The 20,862-nt window shown below is 38.9% G+C and carries 21 protein-coding genes and 1 tRNA gene; 9 read left to right on the top strand and 13 right to left on the bottom strand.

Going from position 1 to position 20,862, the window contains the following annotated elements; genetic code table 11:
- Positions 1 to 63: 63 nt before the first annotated feature.
- From FERPE_RS07485 to acpP, 8 genes are all read left to right on the top strand, one after another.
- Positions 64 to 216, top strand: coding sequence for a helix-turn-helix domain-containing protein (locus FERPE_RS07485; RefSeq protein WP_211204746.1), 153 nt, complete (start codon positions 64 to 66; stop codon positions 214 to 216).
- Between the two features lie 311 nt (positions 217 to 527).
- Complete coding sequence (locus FERPE_RS07480; protein ID WP_014452029.1) at positions 528 to 1,910, top strand: ATP-binding protein; 1,383 nt, start codon at positions 528 to 530, stop codon at positions 1,908 to 1,910.
- A 126-nt stretch (positions 1,911 to 2,036) separates the two neighbouring features.
- The gene (locus tag FERPE_RS10720; protein WP_014452028.1) at positions 2,037 to 2,711 is read left to right on the top strand and encodes a M15 family metallopeptidase; all 675 of its coding nucleotides are present in this window, start codon (positions 2,037 to 2,039) and stop codon (positions 2,709 to 2,711) included.
- Positions 2,712 to 3,058: 347 nt separating this feature from the next.
- A complete protein-coding gene (gene trpS, locus FERPE_RS07470) occupies positions 3,059 to 4,042 on the top strand; it encodes a tryptophan--tRNA ligase (RefSeq protein ID WP_014452027.1) in 984 nt (327 codons plus the stop codon).
- A 31-nt stretch (positions 4,043 to 4,073) separates the two neighbouring features.
- Positions 4,074 to 4,856, top strand: a complete 783-nt coding sequence (locus FERPE_RS07465) for a mechanosensitive ion channel family protein (RefSeq protein ID WP_014452026.1) — start codon at positions 4,074 to 4,076, stop codon at positions 4,854 to 4,856.
- Positions 4,857 to 4,883: 27 nt separating this feature from the next.
- Positions 4,884 to 6,698 carry a translation elongation factor 4 gene (gene lepA, locus FERPE_RS07460; protein WP_014452025.1) on the top strand — a complete coding sequence of 605 codons (1,815 nt, stop codon included), beginning with the start codon at positions 4,884 to 4,886 and terminating at the stop codon, positions 6,696 to 6,698.
- Positions 6,699 to 6,756: 58 nt separating this feature from the next.
- The gene (locus tag FERPE_RS07455; protein WP_014452024.1) at positions 6,757 to 8,493 is read left to right on the top strand and encodes a M3 family oligoendopeptidase; all 1,737 of its coding nucleotides are present in this window, start codon (positions 6,757 to 6,759) and stop codon (positions 8,491 to 8,493) included.
- Positions 8,494 to 8,642: 149 nt separating this feature from the next.
- Positions 8,643 to 8,894, top strand: coding sequence for an acyl carrier protein (gene acpP / locus FERPE_RS07450; protein WP_014452023.1), 252 nt, complete (start codon positions 8,643 to 8,645; stop codon positions 8,892 to 8,894).
- Positions 8,895 to 8,973: 79 nt separating this feature from the next.
- Here acpP and FERPE_RS07445 read toward each other — a convergent pair whose 3' ends face one another.
- Genes FERPE_RS07445 through nadE form a run of 6 tightly spaced genes read right to left on the bottom strand, consistent with a single transcriptional unit; the run spans position 8,974 to position 15,741 of the window.
- Positions 8,974 to 9,849, bottom strand: coding sequence for a type I phosphomannose isomerase catalytic subunit (locus FERPE_RS07445; RefSeq protein WP_014452022.1), 876 nt, complete (start codon positions 9,847 to 9,849; stop codon positions 8,974 to 8,976).
- 26 nt (positions 9,850 to 9,875) lie between these two features.
- On the bottom strand, positions 9,876 to 11,261 hold the full coding sequence (locus tag FERPE_RS07440) for a flagellar assembly protein A (RefSeq protein WP_014452021.1): 1,386 nt from the start codon (positions 11,259 to 11,261) through the stop codon (positions 9,876 to 9,878).
- Positions 11,262 to 11,297: 36 nt separating this feature from the next.
- Positions 11,298 to 11,651 (bottom strand): aspartate 1-decarboxylase, encoded by a 354-nt coding sequence (gene panD / locus FERPE_RS07435; protein ID WP_014452020.1) that lies wholly within the window; start codon positions 11,649 to 11,651, stop codon positions 11,298 to 11,300.
- Between the two features lie 19 nt (positions 11,652 to 11,670).
- Entirely contained in the window at positions 11,671 to 14,400 is a 2,730-nt protein-coding gene (locus FERPE_RS07430; RefSeq protein WP_014452019.1) for a sensor histidine kinase, read from the bottom strand.
- Positions 14,394 to 14,894 (bottom strand): Mut7-C RNAse domain-containing protein, encoded by a 501-nt coding sequence (locus tag FERPE_RS07425; protein ID WP_014452018.1) that lies wholly within the window; start codon positions 14,892 to 14,894, stop codon positions 14,394 to 14,396. The genes FERPE_RS07430 and FERPE_RS07425 overlap by 7 nt, the downstream gene beginning before the upstream one ends.
- Positions 14,875 to 15,741: an NAD(+) synthase gene (gene nadE, locus FERPE_RS07420; protein WP_014452017.1), complete on the bottom strand. Its 867-nt coding sequence runs from the start codon at positions 15,739 to 15,741 to the stop codon at positions 14,875 to 14,877. The genes FERPE_RS07425 and nadE overlap by 20 nt, the downstream gene beginning before the upstream one ends.
- Before the next feature lie 124 nt (positions 15,742 to 15,865).
- Here nadE and FERPE_RS07415 point away from each other — a divergent pair, with 124 nt between their 5' ends.
- Positions 15,866 to 16,237 carry a hypothetical protein gene (locus FERPE_RS07415; RefSeq protein ID WP_014452016.1) on the top strand — a complete coding sequence of 124 codons (372 nt, stop codon included), beginning with the start codon at positions 15,866 to 15,868 and terminating at the stop codon, positions 16,235 to 16,237.
- Between the two features lie 20 nt (positions 16,238 to 16,257).
- Here FERPE_RS07415 and coaE read toward each other — a convergent pair whose 3' ends face one another.
- The 7 genes from coaE to FERPE_RS07380 all read right to left on the bottom strand — a co-directional run bounded on the left by coaE (position 16,258) and on the right by FERPE_RS07380 (position 20,784).
- On the bottom strand, positions 16,258 to 16,797 hold the full coding sequence (gene coaE / locus FERPE_RS07410; RefSeq protein ID WP_014452015.1) for a dephospho-CoA kinase: 540 nt from the start codon (positions 16,795 to 16,797) through the stop codon (positions 16,258 to 16,260).
- A gap of 27 nt (positions 16,798 to 16,824) precedes the next feature.
- Positions 16,825 to 17,043 carry a hypothetical protein gene (locus tag FERPE_RS07405; protein WP_014452014.1) on the bottom strand — a complete coding sequence of 73 codons (219 nt, stop codon included), beginning with the start codon at positions 17,041 to 17,043 and terminating at the stop codon, positions 16,825 to 16,827.
- Positions 17,043 to 18,404: a glucose-6-phosphate isomerase gene (locus tag FERPE_RS07400; protein ID WP_014452013.1), complete on the bottom strand. Its 1,362-nt coding sequence runs from the start codon at positions 18,402 to 18,404 to the stop codon at positions 17,043 to 17,045. The genes FERPE_RS07405 and FERPE_RS07400 overlap by 1 nt, the downstream gene beginning before the upstream one ends.
- 111 nt (positions 18,405 to 18,515) lie before the next feature.
- Positions 18,516 to 19,028, bottom strand: coding sequence for an adenine phosphoribosyltransferase (locus FERPE_RS07395; RefSeq protein WP_014452012.1), 513 nt, complete (start codon positions 19,026 to 19,028; stop codon positions 18,516 to 18,518).
- Positions 19,029 to 19,074: 46 nt separating this feature from the next.
- Positions 19,075 to 20,016, bottom strand: a complete 942-nt coding sequence (locus FERPE_RS07390) for an inorganic phosphate transporter (protein WP_014452011.1) — start codon at positions 20,014 to 20,016, stop codon at positions 19,075 to 19,077.
- Between the two features lie 231 nt (positions 20,017 to 20,247).
- Positions 20,248 to 20,324 (bottom strand) — tRNA-Thr (locus FERPE_RS07385).
- 88 nt (positions 20,325 to 20,412) lie between these two features.
- On the bottom strand, positions 20,413 to 20,784 hold the full coding sequence (locus FERPE_RS07380) for a DUF1292 domain-containing protein (RefSeq protein WP_014452010.1): 372 nt from the start codon (positions 20,782 to 20,784) through the stop codon (positions 20,413 to 20,415).
- Positions 20,785 to 20,862: the final 78 nt, after the last annotated feature.

The following is a 20,862-nucleotide window of genomic DNA, read 5'->3' as shown; positions in this document are numbered from 1 at the left end:
GGGGACGTCTTGTCCCCTTATTTGTATCACGCACATTTCATTTTTTTTGAAAAAGGTGCAGAAATGTTAGGAGTAACACAGGCAATGGTATCTAAACTTGAATCAGGTGATGCTAATATTTCAGTCAAGAAGCTTGCAGAGATTGCAGCAAAACTTGGCGGTAGTTTGTATGTTACGCTGAACTTAATTCCACAGCAGAATGATAACTTTGAATGACCAGAGCCATGTTTTTTATCGCTTTTAATCTTTTATCTTTTCTTTGTATTCTTCATCCTCCTTCCCTTTCTGTATCTTCACTAGTTTTTCATCCCCCTTCCTATGCTTTTAACCTTTCTTGGCAAAAAACATCTACCGGATGATTTTTATCGCACCACTTACACAGGTTTTTGTCTACTTTGCAAAAACTGTCGCATTTTATCGAATATATTCGATAAATTCGTGCGTTTTTATCTAGTGTAGTCGATAAAATCAGACAGTGTGTGATATAATATTCTCGGGCATAGCAGCAAATACAAGAGGTGGGAAATATGAGGATTGAAGAACTATATGTCTTGAATCCGTGGTGGAGAGATCCTAAATCAATCTATACAGATAGGTATATCGTGGCTTTTCAACACAGTGTTTTCAAGCACTACCCTGAAAAACTTTTCTCAAGCATTCAAAAGGATAAACCTGGAATTTACACAATTCGTGGACCGAGACAAATAGGAAAGACAACATTTTTGAAGATGTATATTAGGAATCTTTTGGAAAGTGGTGTAAAACCCACAAATTTAATTTTTTTGACCTGTGATGGGATAAAAGACCGATTTGAATTCAGCGAGATACTTACAATCTATCTTCAGACGTATGGTTCAAAGTCGAATCAGCTGAATTACATACTTATAGATGAAGTTACCGTTATAAAAGACTGGCAACTAACGATTAAATATCTGGCTGATTTGGGGATGTTTGATAGAAGTGTAGTAATTCTTACAGGTTCGTCCGCTTACGACCTTAAGCATTCGAGTGAGAAACTGCCAGGCAGAAAGGGGCAAGGGAAGGATCTTGCTTACATGCCAATAACATTCAACGAGTATTTAAAAAACCTAGGCATAAGTGTTGAAAGACTTTCTTTGGCAGATATCCTTACATTAACTGAAAATGAAATCAACAAACTTAGATTGGAATACGGGTTTATCAAGGAACATTTCCTCAGATACCTCAGCACAGGCGGATTTCCGAGGGTTATAGCTGAGTTTTTGGAAAAAGGAACTGTGCAAGAAAGCATAAATATTTACAAAGATTTTGTGCTTGGTGATGCTGAAAAGTACATAGGTTCAAGAACAAAGGTGCTGGAAATTCTGAGGAAACTCCCAGAGATAGTTGGTCAAAGGTTTTCGTGGAATTCTCTTGTTGATATTTTCTCAGGCAGTATTGGAAGTGTAGATACAATACAAAAGTACATGGAATACCTTGCATATAGCTTTATAACATTCAACGTCTTTTTCATAGACCCATCGATGAAGTGTATAAAACCGAAGAAGCAAAAGAAGGTTTATCCAATCGATAAAATTATTGCCGATGTCATTACTGAACTTAGTGGAAAAATGATAGACCTACCGCAACTTATTGAGCTTATGGTTTTGCGGCATATTCTAAAAGATGAGGACGTTTCATCAGGCTTGAATCTTTACGAAGGACCTTACTTCTGGTATTCTGAAAGGGGAAATGAAATTGACTTCGTTTGCGAACGTAATGGAAAGCTGATACCGATAGAAGTCAAATACCAGAAAAACATCAGAAAATCAGATTATCTAGGAATGAAGAAAGGCTTTGGTAAAGGTATTATTGTTACACAAGAAACGTCATTCAAAGATGAAGGAATTGTCGGGATTCCAACATGGTTGTTCCTTGGGTTAGTAGGGTAGAAAATGTGAGGAAAGTTTTCTACAACGTCAGTAGAAGATGTATACTTAATGAATTCCGTTTCTTCTCGGGATTTATGCAATTCTTCTATTAAATACAGTCGAACAAATAAACAACGAGGGGACGTCTTGTCCCCTCTTTTTTTGATTATAATTCACTCTTTTGTTTTCAACAGCTTTAAATACTCACTCGTAGGAGAATATCCAATTTATGTGTGTATTGCGTTATCATCCTTCACCAACACAAATGTAGGGACTGCTGGCACTTTGAACAATGCGAAAAGCTCGTTGGTTGTGTATACTTTTGCCTTGAACATGTTTGGACTTGTACTTATACAAAGTAGATACATCTTTTTGGGTGATGATGTGGAAAGAAGTTTGCAAAAGCTCAGGCCTGAATTTAGAATTCTTGTGGAAAGATTTATCGAAAGTTGCAAAACTGCAGGCATAGAAGTGTTGATTTACAACACATACAGAAGGAAAGAAGAGCAATATGCACTGTATCTTCAAGGAAGAGCACCACTTGAAGTTGTCAACAATGCACGAAAGAAAGCGGGGATGCCACCGATAAGCGAGAAGGAAAACAAAGTAGTGACAATGCTCAAAGATTCACCACATTGCCATGGATTGGCAGTTGATTTTGTACCACTGATTGATGGAAAGGCAGTATGGAACAATTATACACTATGGCACAAATGCGGAAAGATAGCTGAAAGTTTGGGAATAGAGTGGGGAGGAAGCTGGAAAGATTTTCCTGACCATCCACATTTGCAAATGAAAAATTGGAGAAGGTATATAAAATAAATCAAACAAAAGCTGGGTAATGATTGATTAGCCCAGCTTTTTTTTTCATTATGCCAAAATCTCACTAAATCAGGAACATATGGTAAATTTGTAGGGGATAATTGAGAGCATCTTATACGACAAAAAAGTCTGAAAGTTTAACTGCGAGGGATTTTCGGATGATGAATGTTTAAGAATAATCTCGAGCTTTGCTAAAAGATTTTGATATAAATGTATTGAGTTTCAAAGAAATATAGCCGCGATTATTTGCTGTAAAGAAACCAATCCCCAGCTTTGGGGATTTTTGATTTTATATATTTATGGTATAATAACTTCCGATAAATTCGTATTGCAAGGAGGAAAAATTAATGCGCATACTCAGTGGAATTAGACCAACTGGAAAGGTTCATATTGGTCATTATGTTGGTGTCTTTGAGAATTGGGTTAAGCTTCAAAATGAAGGGAATGATACATTTTATTTTGTGGCCGATTGGCATGCGTTGACAACGCATTATGAAGATACGTCAGAACTGAGAGTCAACACATTTGAGCTTGTAAAGACGATGATGGCGGTTGGGCTTGAGAAGTCAACTCTTTTTGTCCAATCGGCTGTGAAAGAGCATGCGGAGCTTTTCTTGCTCTTTGCGATGGTTACCCCATTGTCTTGGCTTGAAAGAGTCCCAACTTACAAGGAAATGCGCCAGCAAGTTACAGACAGGGACCTTTCGAACGCAGGATTTCTTATGTACCCTGTTCTTCAGGCTGCCGATATTTTGATTTACAAGGCTGATGGTGTTCCAGTTGGAGAAGACCAGGTGTATCATATTGAGCTTACTCGAGAAATTGCCAGAAGGTTCAATTACATTTTCAAAAGGGAAGTTTTCCCAGAACCAAAAGAGTTGCTTTCTAAAGTTCCCAAGTTGCTAGGAACGGACGGAAGGAAGATGAGTAAAAGCTACGGAAATACGATTCCTTTAATAACAACCGAACAAGAGCTTTCTAAGATGGTTATGCCGATGGTTACGGATACTAACAGAAAGAGGAGAACGGATCCAGGTAATCCAGAGGTTTGCCCTGTCTGGGGTTATCACAAAGCGTTCGGAACGGCGGATAATCCCGAAGAAAAGCAGTGGGTTTACGAGGGATGCACACAAGCAAAGATTGGTTGTGTGGATTGTAAGAAGCTGCTTTTGAAGAATATGGTCAATAAGCTTCAGCCGATATGGGATAGGTATAATGCTATTTCTGATGATGAGGTGAAAGTAAAAATGGAAGAGGGAAACGAAAGGGCGAGAAGTGTAGCTCAGAAAACGATGGAAGAAGTGCGAGAAGCTATTAAGATAATGTATTAAAGCGATGAAAATGTGAAAGGAGGCGTGAGGAATGTCTGCAGAGTTGATTAAGAACATTGTCCTGTCTATCATTACCATTGCAGTCGCGTATGTTGTTCACAAGGTTATAATGCGTTCAATCGATAAGTTTACGTCTACACTTGGTAAGGAAGTAAAAGCTCCAAAGACCGTTTCGATGATTATAGGTTTTCTGGTTTATGGATTTGCAATTGCTGTTATTTTAGCGATTTGGGATGTAAACCTTGCACCATACCTTGCAGGTCTTGGAATTTCTGGTATCGTGCTCGGTCTTGCATTCCAAGAACCTTTAACGAATTTTCTGTCTGGTATTTTGGTCTTAGTGACAAGGAAAGTTTTTGAGAGTGAAGTTGTTGATATTGATGGTTTAACAGGTATTGTTGATGTTATCAAGATGAACCATACGCATTTGAAGACGTTCGATGGAAAGCTTATTCTTATCCCAAACAGGAAGGTTTGGTCTGGGGTTGTTACAAAATTCTGGCCAGGTAATTACAGAAGGATAGATGTGGATGTGACGGTAGATTATACAGTAAATATGGAGAAAGCAATTTCTGTTTTGAAGCGTGTGCTTGAGGAGGAGCCTTTGGTTGTTAAGGATGAAAGTGTTGAAAATGCTGTTGTTTTTAAATCGTTTGATGCCAGTGGTGTAACTTTGACAGTCAGATTCTGGACGGAACGTGCGACTTATTTTGACACGTTGAACGCGGTAGCATCAAGAATTAAAAGCGTGTTTGAACAAGAGGACATCAAGATACCGTATACGATTGTAGAAGTTATTGGCTTGAAAAACTAAGGAGAAACACACGGAGGGCGTGAATAGATGAGGACGGTTGAGAATGTAAGGAATATTTGTATTATTGCCCACATTGATCATGGGAAGACTACTCTTACTGACAGGATTTTGGAAATGACAAATGCTGTGGAAAAGAGAAAGATGAGGGAACAATATCTGGATAGTATGGATATCGAGCGGGAGAGAGGCATAACAATTAAGTCTCACCCGCTAAGGGTGTTTTACAAAGCAGATGATGGGAATGAATATGAGATAAATATCGTTGACACTCCAGGTCACGTTGATTTTTCTTACGAAGTTGACAGGAGTATGGCAGCCGTTGAAGGTGCCATTTTGCTTGTTGATGCGACTCAAGGTGTTCAGGCGCAAACGGTGGCGAATACATACAAGGCACTTGAGCACAATCTTGAGATAATTCCTGCAGTTAACAAGATAGATATGCCGAATGCGAATATTGAGGAAACGGTTGCGGAAATTGAGGATTTGATAGGTATACCCGGCGAAGATGTGTTTAGAATTAGTGCGAAGGAAGGAATTGGTGTAAAGGAGTTACTTGAAGCGGTGATTAAATTAGTGCCAGCGCCAAAAACGGCAGATGATGGGCATCTGAGGGCTTTGATTTTTGATGCGAAATATGATAAATACCGTGGTGCTATCGCGTACGTTAGGGTTTTTGATGGTGAGATAAAAGCTGGAGATAAGATAATGATGATGTCTTCTGGCGAGGTTTACGAGGTGGGTGAAGTAGGAACGTTTACACCTGAGATGGTCCCCGTCGATATTCTAAAAGCTGGAGATATAGGGTATGTTATTGCTGGGTTGAAGGATGTCTCTAAAGCAAGGATAGGTGACACTATTACCAAGCCCGATAATCCAGCACCTGAGCCGTTACCTGGTTACAAAGAGGTCAAGCCGATGGTGTATGCCGGCATGTATCCTGGTTTGCCAGAGTATTATGAAGAGTTGAGAAAGGCTTTGGAGAAATACAAGCTGAACGATGCGGCACTTGTGTTCAAGCCAGACCATTCACCGGCACTTGGGTTTGGTTTCAGGTGTGGATTTTTGGGATTGTTGCACATGGATGTTGTTAGAGAAAGGCTCGAACGAGAGTTTGATATGGCGGTTATTCTTACTGCGCCAAACGTTGAGTACAAGGTTGTAACTCACAGTGGCGAGGAGATTTTTATAAACGACCCGGCAAAATTCCCGGAAGAAGGCGAAGTTAGGGAGATTTATGAGCCTTATGTGAAACTCTCGATAATCACACCTCCTGAATATATTGGTAAGTTGATGAATTTGGTGCAGAATGAGAAACGTGGCACTTTGGTGTCTACCGAGAATGCAGGTCATGAGCGTGTTGTGATGCATTTTGAGGTGCCACTTGCAGAGATTATTTTTGACTTTTTCGATAAGATGAAGGCTGTCAGTCGTGGTTACGCATCGATGGACTATGAATTTTTGGAATATCGAAAGAGCGACCTTGTTAAGATAACGATATATGTTAATAAAGAACCAGTAGATGCGCTTTCGTTTATTGCGCATAGAGAAAAGGCTTATACAATAGCAAGAAAACTTGTCGATAAGCTTGCAGAGCTTATACCACAACACCAATTTGAGATACCAATTCAAGCAAAAGCCGGTGGAAGATTCATTGCACGCTCTACAGTCAAAGCGCTTAGGAAAGATGTGCTTGCAAAGTGTTATGGTGGAGACGTGACAAGAAAGATGAAGCTATTAGAGAAGCAAAAGGAAGGTAAGAAGAGGCTCAGAGAAATCGGCAACGTGACAATTCCTCAGGAAGCATTCCTTGCTATGTTAAGAATTGGCGAGGAAGAGGAATAATTTTCAGTAACTGCAGATGGTTAGATAATCGAACAAATCGAACAAGGGGGGATGTGCTTTGGAGTGGAAACTAGAAAGGATATTTGCAAATGATGAGGCTGCGATAGAAAATGCAAGGGTACATTTAGAAGAAGTAAAAAGAATTGCTAATGAGATAGAACGTGAAACCGCTCCTCAACAATTGGCGAAATTAATAAGGGATTTTGAAGAGCACATGGATGAGTTCGCCAAGTCTATTCAGTATGCGTGGATGAAGTATTCTGTTGATACTGGGAGTGTGGAAAGTCAGAAGGTTTTGGGTATTATCCAGCAGTTATCATCAGAATTGCAAGAACAGGATGCAATTGTGGAAGTTAAACTCGCATCGTTAAGTGATGATGTGCTTGAAGAGATTATAAAACTGGATGGGAATTATGAGCATATGATTAAACGCATCATTGAAAGAAGAAAACACCTTCTTTCAAAAGATGCCGAGCAAGTGCTTGCGCTAACTTCCGTTTCAAGAAGAGACGGGATTGCGAAGATACACAGCAGGTTGCAGAGTTCATATACATTTGAAATGGAACTCAACGGAGAGAAGAAAGTACTTACGGTTGAAGAGATAAAGGCTTTGAGAAGGTCTACAAATGGTGAACTACGCAAACAAGCAATGAAGTTGTTCCTTGAAAGGTTCCAAGATGATGCGATAGTCCTAACTGAAGTTTACAACCTGGTGGTTAGAGATTACGATACGGAGAGCAGACTCAGAAGGTTTCCAAGGCCTATCTCGATGATGAATTTTGCAAATGAGGTAAGTGATGAAATTGTTGATAGGCTTATAGAGGTAACAAACGAGAAGACAGAAATTTTGAGAAGGTATTATGATTGGAAATCCAAAATTCTCGGCGAGAGGCTCACTTTAGCAGATATATATGCGCCGATTTCGAATAAAAAGAAAGAGTTCAGTTTTGAAGAGGCGAAAGATATAATTTTGGAATCTTATTATGCCTTCGATGAGAAAGCAGGAAGTGTAGTGGAATCTTTCTTCAAAGAAGAGCGGATAGATTTGTACCCAAGGAAAGGAAAAGTAAGCGGGGCGTATTGTATATACGCAACGACAAAACTACCTCCATATGTACTGACTAATTTTACAAATGATATGTACGATGTTATGACCCTTGCTCATGAGCTTGGTCACGGATTACATGGTTCGTTGTCCAGAAAACAGACGTTCTTTAATCACGACACACCGTTAACACTGGCAGAACTTGCGTCTGTATTTGGAGAGTTTTTGGTGTTTGATAATTTAAAGAACAAGCTTTCGAAAGAGGAAAAAATGGCGCTTATTGCCTCTAAAATCGAGGATATTTTTGCAACAACGTTCAGGCAGAATATGTTCACAAACTTCGAGATAAGGGCGCACGATTTAGCAAGTAAGAATGGATACGTTGGATGGGATGAGTTAAACAATATATACCATGAGGAACTCGAAAGAGTTTTCGGAAATGTTGTTGAAATTCCAGAGTGGTACAACAACGAGTGGGCTTCGATACCGCACATTTACGAAACTCCATTTTATGTTTACGCTTACAACTTTGCGCAATGCCTAGTTATTGCGCTTTATCAAGAATATTTAGAAGAAGGAAAGGCTTTTGTGGGCAAGTATTTAGAACTTTTGGAAAGTGGAGGAAGGTATTCTCCGGAAAAATTGCTTGAAAAGGTGGGTATAGACCTAAGAAAAGAAGGATTTTGGGAGAATGCGTTCAAATTTGTCGACGGGCTTGTTGAAGAATTGGTGGCTATGGAAAAGCAGTAATTAAATATTGACAAAGGGAATGGCTTTGATTAAAATATAGCAAGAAAATTTATGCTTCTTTCTTTGCAACTATTCTGGGAAATGTTCGTTCTACTCTGGGGTAGTAGGAAATATTTCAAAAATATGAGAGAGTTAGGAGGGTGCAAAATATGGAAAGAGAAGAACTCTTCAAAAAAGTTGCAGAGATTATTTCTGAGAAGTTGAACGTTCCTATCGAGGATATTGAGGAAGATAGCCACTTAATTGAAGACCTTGGCGCAGATTCTCTAGATGCGTTTGATTTGGTTATGGTCTTCGAAGATGAGTTCGGTATAAAACTCGAGGACGATGAAATTGAGAAGTTGATGACTGTAAAAGATATAGTTAGCTTGCTCCAGGAGAAACTGAAAGATAGGGAATAAGTTCAGTGAAATAGAAACGAAAAAAAGCGGGCGAAAAGCCCGCTTTGTTTTATGCCTTTTGTATGTTCGTGCAAATGGCTTAAATTGTTAGAAAGTTGGTAACAAAAATACCACTACCAAGTTCTTCAATTGGGTTACCAACTTTTCTATAACTATTGTAGTCTTTGCAAATATTTTCATTGATAATCAGTTTGGCACAGTAGTTTTTTGAAATTTGTGTAGGTATGTGAACGATGAGGTTGTTTCTATTTAGGTCATCTTGTGATAACGATTTTTGCATGCAAAAGTACTCCGTTTTGAGAGTATCGCTATTTTCAAAAACGATATCATTTAGCGAAATAGTCTTGCTTACCTGCAATGCTTTTTCCAGGTGCGTCTCCCTTGGTCTGCCCCAATCGTATATGCGGTAGGTCAAATCTGATGATTGTTGCACTTCGATAACAGTGCTGTTAGGTCCCAGTGCATGAACTGTTCCGGCTGGGATGTTAACAAATGTTCCCTTTTTTACCTTCACAAATGTGAGAATTTCATCAAGTTGATTAATACGTCCAGAATTTATATATTCCTTCATTTTTTCCACATCTTCACATATTGCAAATTCCCCATCCGTTAAAAAATACCATGCTTCACTTTTTCCCCACGGTTCTTCTTCAACATTGCGCGCGTATTCATCGTCGGGATGGACTTGAACACTGAGCCATTGATTTGTGGAAACAAGTTTAATTAAAATGGGGAATCGTGGGTATTTACCATTGTATAGGTTGTGGCCAAATTGATTGATTGTTAAACCATTCTCTAAAGTAGTTTCATACAATGGATGACCGGATAGAAGCCAAATTTCTCCTATCGGAAGGTTAGTTTGTGATTCTGGTATATTGAACTCTTTGTTTAATTCAGGATTTCCCCAGACCATGGGGCGGAATTGTGGAAGGGCTTTTGCTAAGCAGTAATTCATATCGAACCTCCTAGTTTTTGGAGTTGTTAAGTTCCAGAATATCCACCTGCGACAATTTTCCCATCTTCATATCTCAAAACGACTTTTGGAAGAGGAATATCGGCTGTGTATTTTGCATCGTGCATATGCACTTCAACACCGGGGTACAGTACTTTGCGTGCTATTATCTCGCACTGATATTTTATTTCATTAATCTTTTTTTCAAGTTCTTGTTTTCTTTGGATGTTCTTTTCGAGTTGCTCTCTTAAGTTGATAAGTGTTCTTGTTGCTTTTGAAAATTGCTCTTCTTTATCAGGGGAGAGCTTAACACCCCGTTCTTTTAATTCTTTGTACTGTTTGACGATGTTGATAAGTTTTTGCAGGCTGGTTTTGTCGACTTCTATTTGTGTGTTAATTAATTTGAGCTCTTCTCTGAGGTACGGATTGACACCAACCTCAAGGTAAGTGTTAACACCAAAATCTGAACCAAGTTCATCAGCCTCTATGCGGGATGTAGCAACGTACTCCCCACCAATTATCGCACTATTTCTACCTTGACCAATTATGGAATTTGTGACCCTAACGGTACAATTCAGCAAGTTTGATTCAAAACAAAGATTTTCACATTCTATAGTCACAGATTCTGCATACTTGAGGCGAACATCCTTTCTTGCTTTTATCAATCCTTTATCTTTTCCCTTTGCACCTGTCAGTTTAATACTGCCTTCTAAGGAGATTACGGTAGAAGCTTCTGCTACACCTTGTATTTCTATGTCACCCTTTGCTCGAACTATGAATCCGGGTTTTACATCTCCTTTTATCAAAACAGTCCCAGGAAATTCTATATTGCCAGTTACATAATCAACATTTCCTTCTATTTCCAAGTATTCGCTTACTTCAATTAAGCCTTTTTCTGGGTCAACTTTGAGTATACCATCTGATGTTGCAATTACGTGTAGCCCATCTTCGCTGAGTGCAACGTTCTTTCCCAAAGATACTTTTGCTTCATTGCCTGGTTTTGCTGGGACAGGTTCGCCATAAACGTTCTTTCCAGGGATGCCTTCGGTAGGGGGATATATGGTAGCTATTTTTTGTCCCTTTTTCACAATAATTCTTTTTTGGACAGGAAATTCCCTGAAATCAACACGGTTACCAGAAGGGGTGAATGAGGGATTTTGTTGCAAAACTTCAAATACTATTCGCCCATCTTCACCATTTTTTGGTTCATCCCCTTTTGCAAACAAAACAGGGACATCCTCAACAGGATTCTCACAAAGATGTTTTAACGCAGAGATGTCTATGTTGTGAACGACTTTTGCATCCCTTATTGCTTCCATTAGTTTTTCAAGCGTAATCTCTTCACCAGGCAGTATGTTTGATATTTTGATGTACGCTTCCATTTTATCGGGTGAAGTGGTTACTGATATATTCATCTGAATCCCCCTTGGAATTTTTGGAATATAGATATTTTATCCCCTTATCTCTTTAACACTGTTATCAGGGTTGAGAATTATTATCTTAGGTCCTTTGTATTCGTCGGGATTGTACAGAGCGAACGCCATGATGATAATTCTGTCACCTTTTTCAACAAGTCTTGCGGCGGCACCATTTAATGAAATTTTTCTTGAACCACGTGGTTCAGGGATAACGTATGTGACAAGCCTGTTACCGTTATTAACATCGGATACTAAGACCATCTCGTTAATTTTTATTCCTGCCAGTTCTAATAGTTCTTCATCAATGCCAATACTTCCTTCGTATTCGATTTCTTTTTCAGTTACGGTAGCCATGTGGATTTTGGCTTTTAACATAAACTCCATCATTTTATTTCCTCCTTTTATTTTATTCAACATTACTTGACTGCATTTCTGGTTTTGGTAGCTCAACGACGAATTTGTTACCGTCCTCTGTTGACTCGTGGTAGATCTTTCCTTTGTGCTCATCTTCTACTATCTTTTTACAAATAGCTAATCCCAAACCGGTGCCATGAACTTTAGTTGTAAAAAACGGAGTAAAGAGCTTTTCTGCAGTTTCTTTGTCAATAGGTGTGCCTTCATTCCATATCGACACAATGATTTTATCAAGTTTGATACGTGTTTCAACTAATATTTTACCATCTTTTGGAGTTGCTTCAATCGCATTTTGGAGAAGATTTATAATAACTTGTTTCATTCTTGAGTATTCGGCATATACGGTAATTTCTTCAGCGTCTGTTTCAAAGTTAAAGAGTATATTTTTTTCTCGGATCTTTTCTTCTAGTAGAATGTATACGTCGTTGATGAGCTTGTTTATGTTGAAATACGTAAATTCCAAAGACCTTGGTTCACGGCTGAAGTCCAGGATCTCGTTCACTATATTTTCAAGTCTTAGTATTTCATCCTTGATAATGTTTATATACCTTTCCCTTGCCTCTGGGTTGTCGGCGTTTTTCTCTAGTCTTTTGATGAAGCCTCCCAACACAGAGACTGGGTTTCTTAGTTCGTGAGCAACTCTTGCAGCCATTTCGCCAAGAGCTGCGAGCTTTTCCTGCTTTTTCCTCTCCTTTTCCAGATTAACTCGTTCGGTAACATCATCTAGGGTAATAATGACTCCTCTGAGCATGAGTTTATCAGCATCCCAGAAAGGTGTGATTTTCACATCGTAGTATCGTTCTCGCCCACCGACCTGGATCAAGTAATTGCTGAGGGTTATTTCTTCTTTAATTCTCATTGCTTGGAACGCCATTTCTTCGATATCTTCAAATTCAGGGCCAAGTGCTCTGAGCTCAACGCCCGTCATCTGTTCTTTCGGACGGTTGAAGTAAACTTCAGCTCTTTTGTTCCATTCGGTTACTTTACCTTCTTTGTCGATAACAATAATTGCAGAAGACATATTCTGCAAAATTGATTCGGAAAACTCGCGCAGATATTCGATAAGGCTCTTTTGACGTTCCAGAGAAAGTGTTTTATTTCTTAGTTCTTCGTAGTTTTGAGCAGTTTCAATTGCTAAGCCTGCGCTATCTGACAGTATCTTGAGGATATCGATATCGCTTTCTTTTATTGGCTTTTTTGTGTAGTAGTTGTCGACAATAACTACGCCAAAAACTTCTTCGCGTCCAACAAGTGGCAGAACAGCGAATTCTTTGACCCCTAACAGATTGACTAAATCAGCCACTTCTAAGCCCATTGTGTTAACAATTCTTTCATTTGCAACAAATATCTTCTTTCTAAGCACGCATTTTTCAAGTATCGGGTGTGCTTTGTATGGGAATATTTTGTTTTCAATTTGTTGGGTAAGTCTATTGTTGATTTCCAATGTCATTGCTTCTTCGCGTAGATATTGGACCACATCGGCATAGCGCATCGCTCTGAGATTAGCTTTTTTCCAATCTTCTTCGACATTTTCCGTATCGGGACCAAGCCAAATTTTACCAACAAGTACGTCACGCTGTTCGTCGTACGTTAGTAACAAAGCCCGGTTATAACCAAGCAATCTTCCGGAGGTTAGACCAAGCAAAAGAGTTTTGTACACGTTCTTGACGCTGTACATTGTCCGCATTGCCTGGCTTATGTAATGGACTGCGTTCATCCTCTTAATTTGCTCTTTCTGGTCTTCAATGAGTGATTCGTGGAGTTTTCGGAGTTCTCTTAGTTTTGCAACCTCTTCTTCCAATCTTTTCTCAAATTCGATACGTCCTTTGGCAAGCAGGAAGCGTTTAACGGAATCACGAGCGAGATCTAAATCCATTGAATCAAAAGATTTTGTTTGTAGGTAAATATTTGTGTTTCTTTTGTTGGCAAAAACAAACCAGTAATTTTCTGCGGGTACAATGAGAGCAGATAGAATCTTTGTAGCAAAGAGTTCACTCAGTCCGTTTGGTTTGTAAACTATTTTTTCCATACCTTTGAAGTAACGGAGTGTTTCAGTAGGAAGTTCTGAAAGGTTAAGCTTTTTACAAATTATTTGTGAGTTTTGAGAGTCGTAAATCATCATATCATATTCTTCGTTTACTTCTTTTGTACGACTCAAAACAGCAGTGATTTCCGATTCGATGATTTCGGAGATAACCTTTAGAAACCCTTCTAAAAGTTCTTCTTTCGATTTAGCAGATTCAAATAGATTTGTAAGCATCCACAGGGAACGATACTTGGAAAGGTAGCTCTTTGATTTTTCGTATGATGGAATAAACCAAAGAGCGTATGCAAGAAAATCAACAACTTCGGCAAAGTTTGTCATCTTTTTTGGAATCTCGTTCGTCAAAATAATTCCAACCTTCTCATCGCCGGTTTCAACAGAGCTGTGAATCAGCTGTTCAACGTGTGCTTCTACAATGGTGCCATCTTTGAGTTGTATAGATAACTTTGAAAGTGAATTTCTATCTCCTATGTCCGAAACAGGGATTTTGAATTGGAGAGGGAGAAAGTTACTTAAAAGAATTCTGTAAACATCTCTGGATTTTTCGTAAAAAGCTACCGAGAGTTTTTCAACACCAACGAATTCGGCCAATATATTCGCCACATTCTCCGCTTCTGGAGAGTATTTATCTTTCTCGAATATTTCAGTTAACGCATAGCATATTTTTTTGCCTACCATTTATTATCACCTCGCGTATCAGTTTCTTTCCCTTGGGAAGAAAAGAATTCCAAATGCCTTACTACATGAGTCCCCCGCCAGTAAATTTTCCCACATTTTGGACACCGTTTGAAATGCTCGATTGTTTCAAAAACATATATGGGGACCTTCCCAATTACTTCTTCTTTTGGGCAGTCTACCAAGACCTCGTTGCAGTAAGCACAACGTGCAGGAGTATTCGGCAGTTGTGGATTTGTGTTGTTCAGTATCATCAAAAGCTCTTCGAGCTGTTCAGATGTTCTATTTTTCGTGATAAGTATTCCGCCACAAGCCTTAACCAGCTCTTTTGATTTTGTAACCAATGTTCGATTTGTGTGTTTCAGAAGTTCCTTAATTGCTTGTTGATTTACTGTTTTGATAATCTCGGTATCAAAGCCTAGAATTCTTAATTTTTTCCCGAGCTTGACTACGGTTAAATCACAAAGGAACTTTAATTCATCTTGTTGCTTGCTCATCTTCGATTCCCAACGATTTGAGTTCTCGATACTTTGCTAACTTCATTAGTTCTTTGACCCTTCTTGCTTTCTCTGTGTTTATTTCTTCTCCGGAATCCAGCTTCATTAAAATTTCATCAATTTCAGGATAGGTCAAACCAAAAGCTTCTTCATCTGTGACACCAGGAACAAGGTCTGGTGTTGGTGGTTTTTGGATGATCCTTTCTGGAACTCCCAAATACTTTGCAAGTTCGTAAACTTGTGTTTTGTAAAGATGTTTGATAGGTTCTATATCGACCGAATCATCGCCCCATTTGACGTACAATCCGAGGGTAAGTTCTGTCTTATTCGTTGTTCCCACCACGCAATAGCCGAGCTTTTCAGCCTCAAAATACAACTTGCACATTCTTGCCCTGTGTTTGGCTCTGTAATATGCTATGCCTTTCAAGAATAGTTCATCGCCTTTGTTTTTAAGGTCCATAACGTATGGGTCGGGGTATCTTTGCCACCTTCTTTTTGCATAATCAATTTTTATTTTTTCCGGAATAAATAGCGCAGGAGGGAATAGTCTATATACGCCCATTGCACGAAGCACACCAGTTATTGAGATGATTTCGTAGTTTACTTTGAAATATTTGCATACCGCCTTTGCATCTTCGATACTGTTTTTTGAGCTATCGCGTTCCGGAAGAATTAGTGCCCTTACTTTACCAAGCTCTAAAGCCCTTACAAGCAAAGCCAAGACAACTGCGGAATCAATTCCACCGCTGACACCAATGACAGCACCTTTGAAGTTGTATTTTTGGATTGTATTTTTGATAAAGTTTACTATCCGTTCAACTTCAGCCGAAGGATTGAAGTTGGTCATTTGTATCCCCTCGATGGTTTTCAGATTCTTCATATTAATATTTTAACACATTTTCGTAAAACATGTTAAAATATACAGAGACGACCGTGAATATCAAATCTAAGGAAGGGAGAATACGGGGATTATGGAGAAGATACTTTTCATACTAGGTGTTTCATTGATAGAATCATACGCCACTTTCTATTTGTTGTTCCCAAATTTTTCAGTAGGATGGTATCCGATAATGTTTGTAATATTTGCTTTTGTTCTTCTGGGTTTGAACACCAAACTTAGAGATTTACTTGTCGTATCTGTTATTTCACCGATAGTTTCTTTTTTCCTTCTTCAAGTAGTTTCGTATTTCAATTTTAGAAGCTATGCTACTTACAATATCTTATTGACAGTTCTAGCGCGCGGGGCTGTTGGATTTGGAATTGCGTGGATGCTGATAGGAGTTGTTGTTGGGAGTTTTATTAATTTGTTGTTTACAAAGGGGAATGGAAGCAGTGAGTATTAAAAATAAGAAAAGTGAAGGGGTTACCCCTTCACTTTCTTTGTTAACTGCTCGTATATTTTCTCAAGTTGGACATGTAGGTCTTCTATTGAAGAGTTGTTAATTATTATAATTCCTTCTGGTTCGATATCTTTCTGTCTTTCCAATATTTTTTCGATTAATTCTTCCTCATATCTTCCCTTGAGTCTTTCTTTTATCACATTTTCATCGCAGACAACGGTAATTGTAATATCGCAACAGTTTATTCCTAACCTTCGTTTAATTGCCGCTTCTATGACGATATCTTTACCTTTCCTTGCATCTAATTCATTTTTCAAAAGCTTAAGCATCGTGGGATGAACAATGCTTTCGAGTAACGCAAGCTTTTCGGCATCTGAGAAGACGATTTTTGCAACTTCTTTCCTATCACAAGTTCCAAAAACTTTATTTATATGCTCTTTGTTCATTTCAAAGGCAAGATGTCCGAGTTTATCGACGTTTATATAGTCAAAACCTTTTTGAACAAAGAACTGTGACACAGTACTTTTTCCAGTTGCAATCTTCCCGGTAATGCAGACTACCATGTTCGTTCACCAATGGCTATATATGATTTAGACAATTTTTTCTCCCAAGTCTTCGTGGCTCATTTTTTCGTATTCCTCTTTGCTGAGTACTACCAAGCTTATATCATCGTTAATTTTGTTTGATAGTTCTGCAATGGCTTGTTGTAGATTCCTTTCATCTTTTACAACGACTATGAATTCTTCATCCTTTATAAAGACAGCAATTGGGTCGAAAACACTCTTAAGAATCTCTACGTATTCTTTCATCATTCTACCTCAACTCTTTTCTGTGCGCTGTCTGAGTAATTGTATTCCTCAAAACCTTCACGTCCCATAAGTGCATAGGTGATTTTCTTTCCGAGTTCGACACCGGGTTGGTCGTACGGATTAATGTTGAATAGGTGACCGGCGATAACGGTCGCAAGTTCGTAGTACATAATGAATTGACCAATATGGTATTCGTCGATTTTTGGGAATGTTACTGTTATTGAAGGTCTTCCGTGCTTTGCAAGCGCAAGTTGTGTACCGAGTTGTTCGCTGTTAAGCAATGTTGAAAGCTTCTTACCACCAAGGTAAGCAAGTTCGGGTTCGCTTTCATGTATCTTTGGTATTATGATTTCTCTGTCAAATTGCTCCGTTCTGAGGAACGTGATAATCTTATCATCTGGTCCTTCATTGTAAAGCTGGACTTGGGAGTGTTGGTCGACTGCACCAAGTGCTTTTACAGGTGTTTGACCTACGTGCACTTTATTTCCATCGTTATCATACATTTTTCCAAGGCTTTCTGCCCATAGTTGTCTGTACCAGTCGGCGAGGTAATACAATCTATTTGAGTAAGCCATCATAACGGATATGTTGCGCTTTTTCAAATAATGTAGATAGTGCGTAACGGCAATTAACGCTGCTGGGTTTTCCCAAAGTGAAGAGTTTATGGTCTTTTCGTAAGCATCTTTTGCTCCAATTATCAGTTCTTCGATATCGACTCCAGCAGCTTTAGCTGAAAGTAATCCGACAGGTGTCAAAACGCTAAATCTTCCTCCAACATCTGGTGGTATTTCAAGCATTCTGATACCTTCTGCTCTTCCAAGCCTTCTCAAGACACCTTTTTCTGGGTCTGTTGTGAAGATAAGGTGTTCTTTTGGGTCAAGTCCATATGACTCAAGAATCCCCCTCACTATGAGGTAATTTGCCATGGGTTCGGCTGTGGTGCCGGATTTTGAGATAATGTTGAACAACGTGGTTTTTGGGTCAACGCAATCGAGGACAGAGGATAAATAATCCGGGTCAACGTTATCCACAACGAAAATTCTTAGGTATCCATTTCTTTCATCAACGCTCAATGAGTTCCAGTTTGCAGGTCTGAGTGCATTTTGAATTGCAATATTACCAAGCGCGGAACCTCCGATTCCCAAAACGACTAAGTTATCGAATGTGAATATGAAGTCACTTAATTCGTTAACTGAGTCAATCCATTTTCGTGTTAACACAGCATTGACAAAACCGGGCTTATTTTCATCGAGCCTTTTTAAAAATTCCTCTACTTTCGCAGAGTATGAATCAATTTCTGCAGTGTCAAGTCCGCCCTGCACATTTTCCGCAAGTGTGTACGTAAAATCGAATTTTAGCACGAGTCACACCTCCATACTGCCTTATACAGCAATAGTGTTTTCAACATTTTTCTTGATGAATGTTGCGATGCTTACTTCGACTATTGGTGTCTATGGAGTATATTAAAACCTTTAGTATTTAATTGGAGCTATTATCGGTAAGTCTTTGAGTAGGTTTCTTGGATTCAAATATGTGAGTTCAATTAAGAAAGCACTAGCAACAACGGTCCCTCCAACTTTTTCAACAAGTCTTTTCAGTGCGAGTGCAGTTCCACCGGTAGCAAGAACATCATCTATTATCAAAACTTTTTGACCTGGTTGAATTGCATCTTCGTGGATATGCAGTTCTGCTTTGCCATATTCTAGTTCGTATGTATCGCTGACAGTTTTGTATGGCAATTTTCCGGGTTTTCTAACAGGAACAAAACCTTTGCCAAGAAGGTAAGCAATTGGAGCACCGATAATAAACCCGCGAGCTTCTGGACAAACAACCAAATCGAATTCATATTTCTTGACTTCTTCCACGATGGTATCAATAGCATATTTAAATGCTTCTGGGTTCTTGATGAGAGGGGTTATATCACGGAATATAACACCCTTTTGTGGGAAGTCTGGGATGTCTCTAATAAAAGCTTTCAAGTCCATATCTTTTTACACCTCCATCGTGCTTCGTATTTTTTACGTATATATTCTACCACAAAAGTTTGTAGATTGAATACATGAATGCGGATAATATTCCACCGTATACAGGAGCTTGTAACCATGAAAAGAGTATTTTGTTAAATGTTTTTGGGTTTTGTAATTTTGTACCCTTTGAAAAGCCTACACCAACCAAACTGCCAACTATTGCATGGGCTGGTGAAACTGGAAGCCCGATAAGAGAATATAACCCCACAGTTAGGGCTTGCGTTGCTATTGTAACCATTGCTGTAAAATCGTCGAGAGCTATCAGCTCTCGTCCAAGTGTGTAAATTGTCTTTTTGCTTAAGAAAATGACGCCTGCGCTTAAGGACAAACCACCTATTAGCAAAAGCAAATAGGCATTGTAGCCTTTTTGATAAAGTATTCCGGTAATCTTTCCGACGTCATTTGCCCCCATAGAATATACTCCATATATTGTGAAAATCCACAGGAAAATTCTCAAGATGTAAGTTCTAACTTGCAAGTTACGTATACCTCTGAACACAGTCGCCAAAACTTTTTGAAGAGTGAAACCAAGTAAAAATGCAACCACGGGTGTTGAGAACCATCCTAAGACTATGTACAAAAGTAGTTGTGTATTGATATTCTTGAGTAAAATACCAACTCCAACATTTGCGCCTACTATTGCTTGTGTCATGGAAATAGGTAAGCCCTTCCTTAGAAAAAATAGCGTCACTATTGCTGCTGAGATGTTGATTATAACCATCCCGGGCAAATCAACTTTTACTATGCCCGAAGATACTTTAAGACCAGGCTTACCACCAAGTAAAGCACCAATTATAACTACCAAAGCAGCAATAGTTATCATTTTTTTTACTTTGAAAATTCCATTTCCAACTGTAACACCTAACGTGTTTCCTGCGTCATTTCCACCCATTATTATGCCAAGAAATATCGAAGGTAGGAAAACTAAAATATCAAATATGTGCACTGCTTACAAGCGCCTCCCCCTATCAAAACGAGTTATATTGTTTGTGAAAATATTGTTCCGATGTTGAAGAATATGAAGTACGGTAGCAAAATATTATACTACATATTTCTCCCAGTTTGAACGATAGTTGAAAATGAAAGAACACGATTAAACATGTTTTTTTTGAAAGTTATAAAAACAAAAGAGGGTACAGTTCATCTTTGTACCCTCTTTCACAACTTTTCATTATTTTGGAGCAGGCGGTGGGACTCGAACCCACACCCTCCTCCTTACCAAGGAGGCGCTCCACCGCTTGAAGCTACGCCTGCACCAGGTAAGATTTGGGCGTTTAACCGATGTTTATTTTACCAAATACTCCTAAAATGGTCAAGACTGCGCAATACGATTTTGAAAATATTACTCTTCTTCGTCTTCATCTTCGTCTTCTTCGTCTAAGTCTACGAAGAAGTCTTCGCCACCCATCATTTCTTCCCAAATTTTTGCTACCTCGTTGAATTCTTCTTCACTCTCAATTGAGTCGAGGAAGACGTTACCGTCTTCATCTTCTGTCTTGACGAAAAGGTATGTATCTCCAAATTCGGAAACTTCATCATTTTCTACGAAGATTTCTTCACATACCCAGTATGTCTTTCCTTTGTTCTCAACTTCTCCGAGAAGAACAAAGTGGTGCTCATTTCCTTCCTCGTCCATAAGAGTGAATGCATCGATGTGATCATGGTGTTCATGGTCATGATCATGGTGATGATGGTTGTGTTCGTGGTCAAACATGTCAATCTCTCCTTCCTTAAAAAGATAAAAATACAAGTAATATCATACCACAGAATGGGATTTTTGGTTTAAATCTTA

Origin of the sequence: Fervidobacterium pennivorans DSM 9078 (assembly GCF_000235405.2) — a bacterium.
Classification (GTDB): Bacteria; Thermotogota; Thermotogae; order Thermotogales; family Fervidobacteriaceae; genus Fervidobacterium; species Fervidobacterium pennivorans.
Note: the sequence above shows the minus strand (reverse complement) of the source record. Positions and strands in the feature narration are given on the sequence as shown.

What these genes read in the sequence shown, in the direction of transcription:
- FERPE_RS07485 (WP_211204746.1), top strand. Translation starts at nt 64, where the DNA reads ATGTTAGGAGTAACACAGGCAATGGTATCTAAACTTGAATCAGGTGAT.
- FERPE_RS07480 (WP_014452029.1), top strand. Translation starts at nt 528, where the DNA reads ATGAGGATTGAAGAACTATATGTCTTGAATCCGTGGTGGAGAGATCCT.
- trpS (WP_014452027.1), top strand. Translation starts at nt 3,059, where the DNA reads ATGCGCATACTCAGTGGAATTAGACCAACTGGAAAGGTTCATATTGGT.
- FERPE_RS07465 (WP_014452026.1), top strand. Translation starts at nt 4,074, where the DNA reads ATGTCTGCAGAGTTGATTAAGAACATTGTCCTGTCTATCATTACCATT.
- lepA (WP_014452025.1), top strand. Translation starts at nt 4,884, where the DNA reads ATGAGGACGGTTGAGAATGTAAGGAATATTTGTATTATTGCCCACATT.
- acpP (WP_014452023.1), top strand. Translation starts at nt 8,643, where the DNA reads ATGGAAAGAGAAGAACTCTTCAAAAAAGTTGCAGAGATTATTTCTGAG.
- FERPE_RS07445 (WP_014452022.1), bottom strand. Translation starts at nt 9,849, where the DNA reads ATGAATTACTGCTTAGCAAAAGCCCTTCCACAATTCCGCCCCATGGTC.
- FERPE_RS07440 (WP_014452021.1), bottom strand. Translation starts at nt 11,261, where the DNA reads ATGAATATATCAGTAACCACTTCACCCGATAAAATGGAAGCGTACATC.
- panD (WP_014452020.1), bottom strand. Translation starts at nt 11,651, where the DNA reads ATGATGGAGTTTATGTTAAAAGCCAAAATCCACATGGCTACCGTAACT.
- FERPE_RS07430 (WP_014452019.1), bottom strand. Translation starts at nt 14,400, where the DNA reads ATGGTAGGCAAAAAAATATGCTATGCGTTAACTGAAATATTCGAGAAA.
- FERPE_RS07425 (WP_014452018.1), bottom strand. Translation starts at nt 14,894, where the DNA reads ATGAGCAAGCAACAAGATGAATTAAAGTTCCTTTGTGATTTAACCGTA.
- nadE (WP_014452017.1), bottom strand. Translation starts at nt 15,741, where the DNA reads ATGACCAACTTCAATCCTTCGGCTGAAGTTGAACGGATAGTAAACTTT.
- FERPE_RS07415 (WP_014452016.1), top strand. Translation starts at nt 15,866, where the DNA reads ATGGAGAAGATACTTTTCATACTAGGTGTTTCATTGATAGAATCATAC.
- coaE (WP_014452015.1), bottom strand. Translation starts at nt 16,797, where the DNA reads ATGGTAGTCTGCATTACCGGGAAGATTGCAACTGGAAAAAGTACTGTG.
- FERPE_RS07405 (WP_014452014.1), bottom strand. Translation starts at nt 17,043, where the DNA reads ATGAAAGAATACGTAGAGATTCTTAAGAGTGTTTTCGACCCAATTGCT.
- FERPE_RS07395 (WP_014452012.1), bottom strand. Translation starts at nt 19,028, where the DNA reads ATGGACTTGAAAGCTTTTATTAGAGACATCCCAGACTTCCCACAAAAG.
- FERPE_RS07380 (WP_014452010.1), bottom strand. Translation starts at nt 20,784, where the DNA reads ATGTTTGACCACGAACACAACCATCATCACCATGATCATGACCATGAA.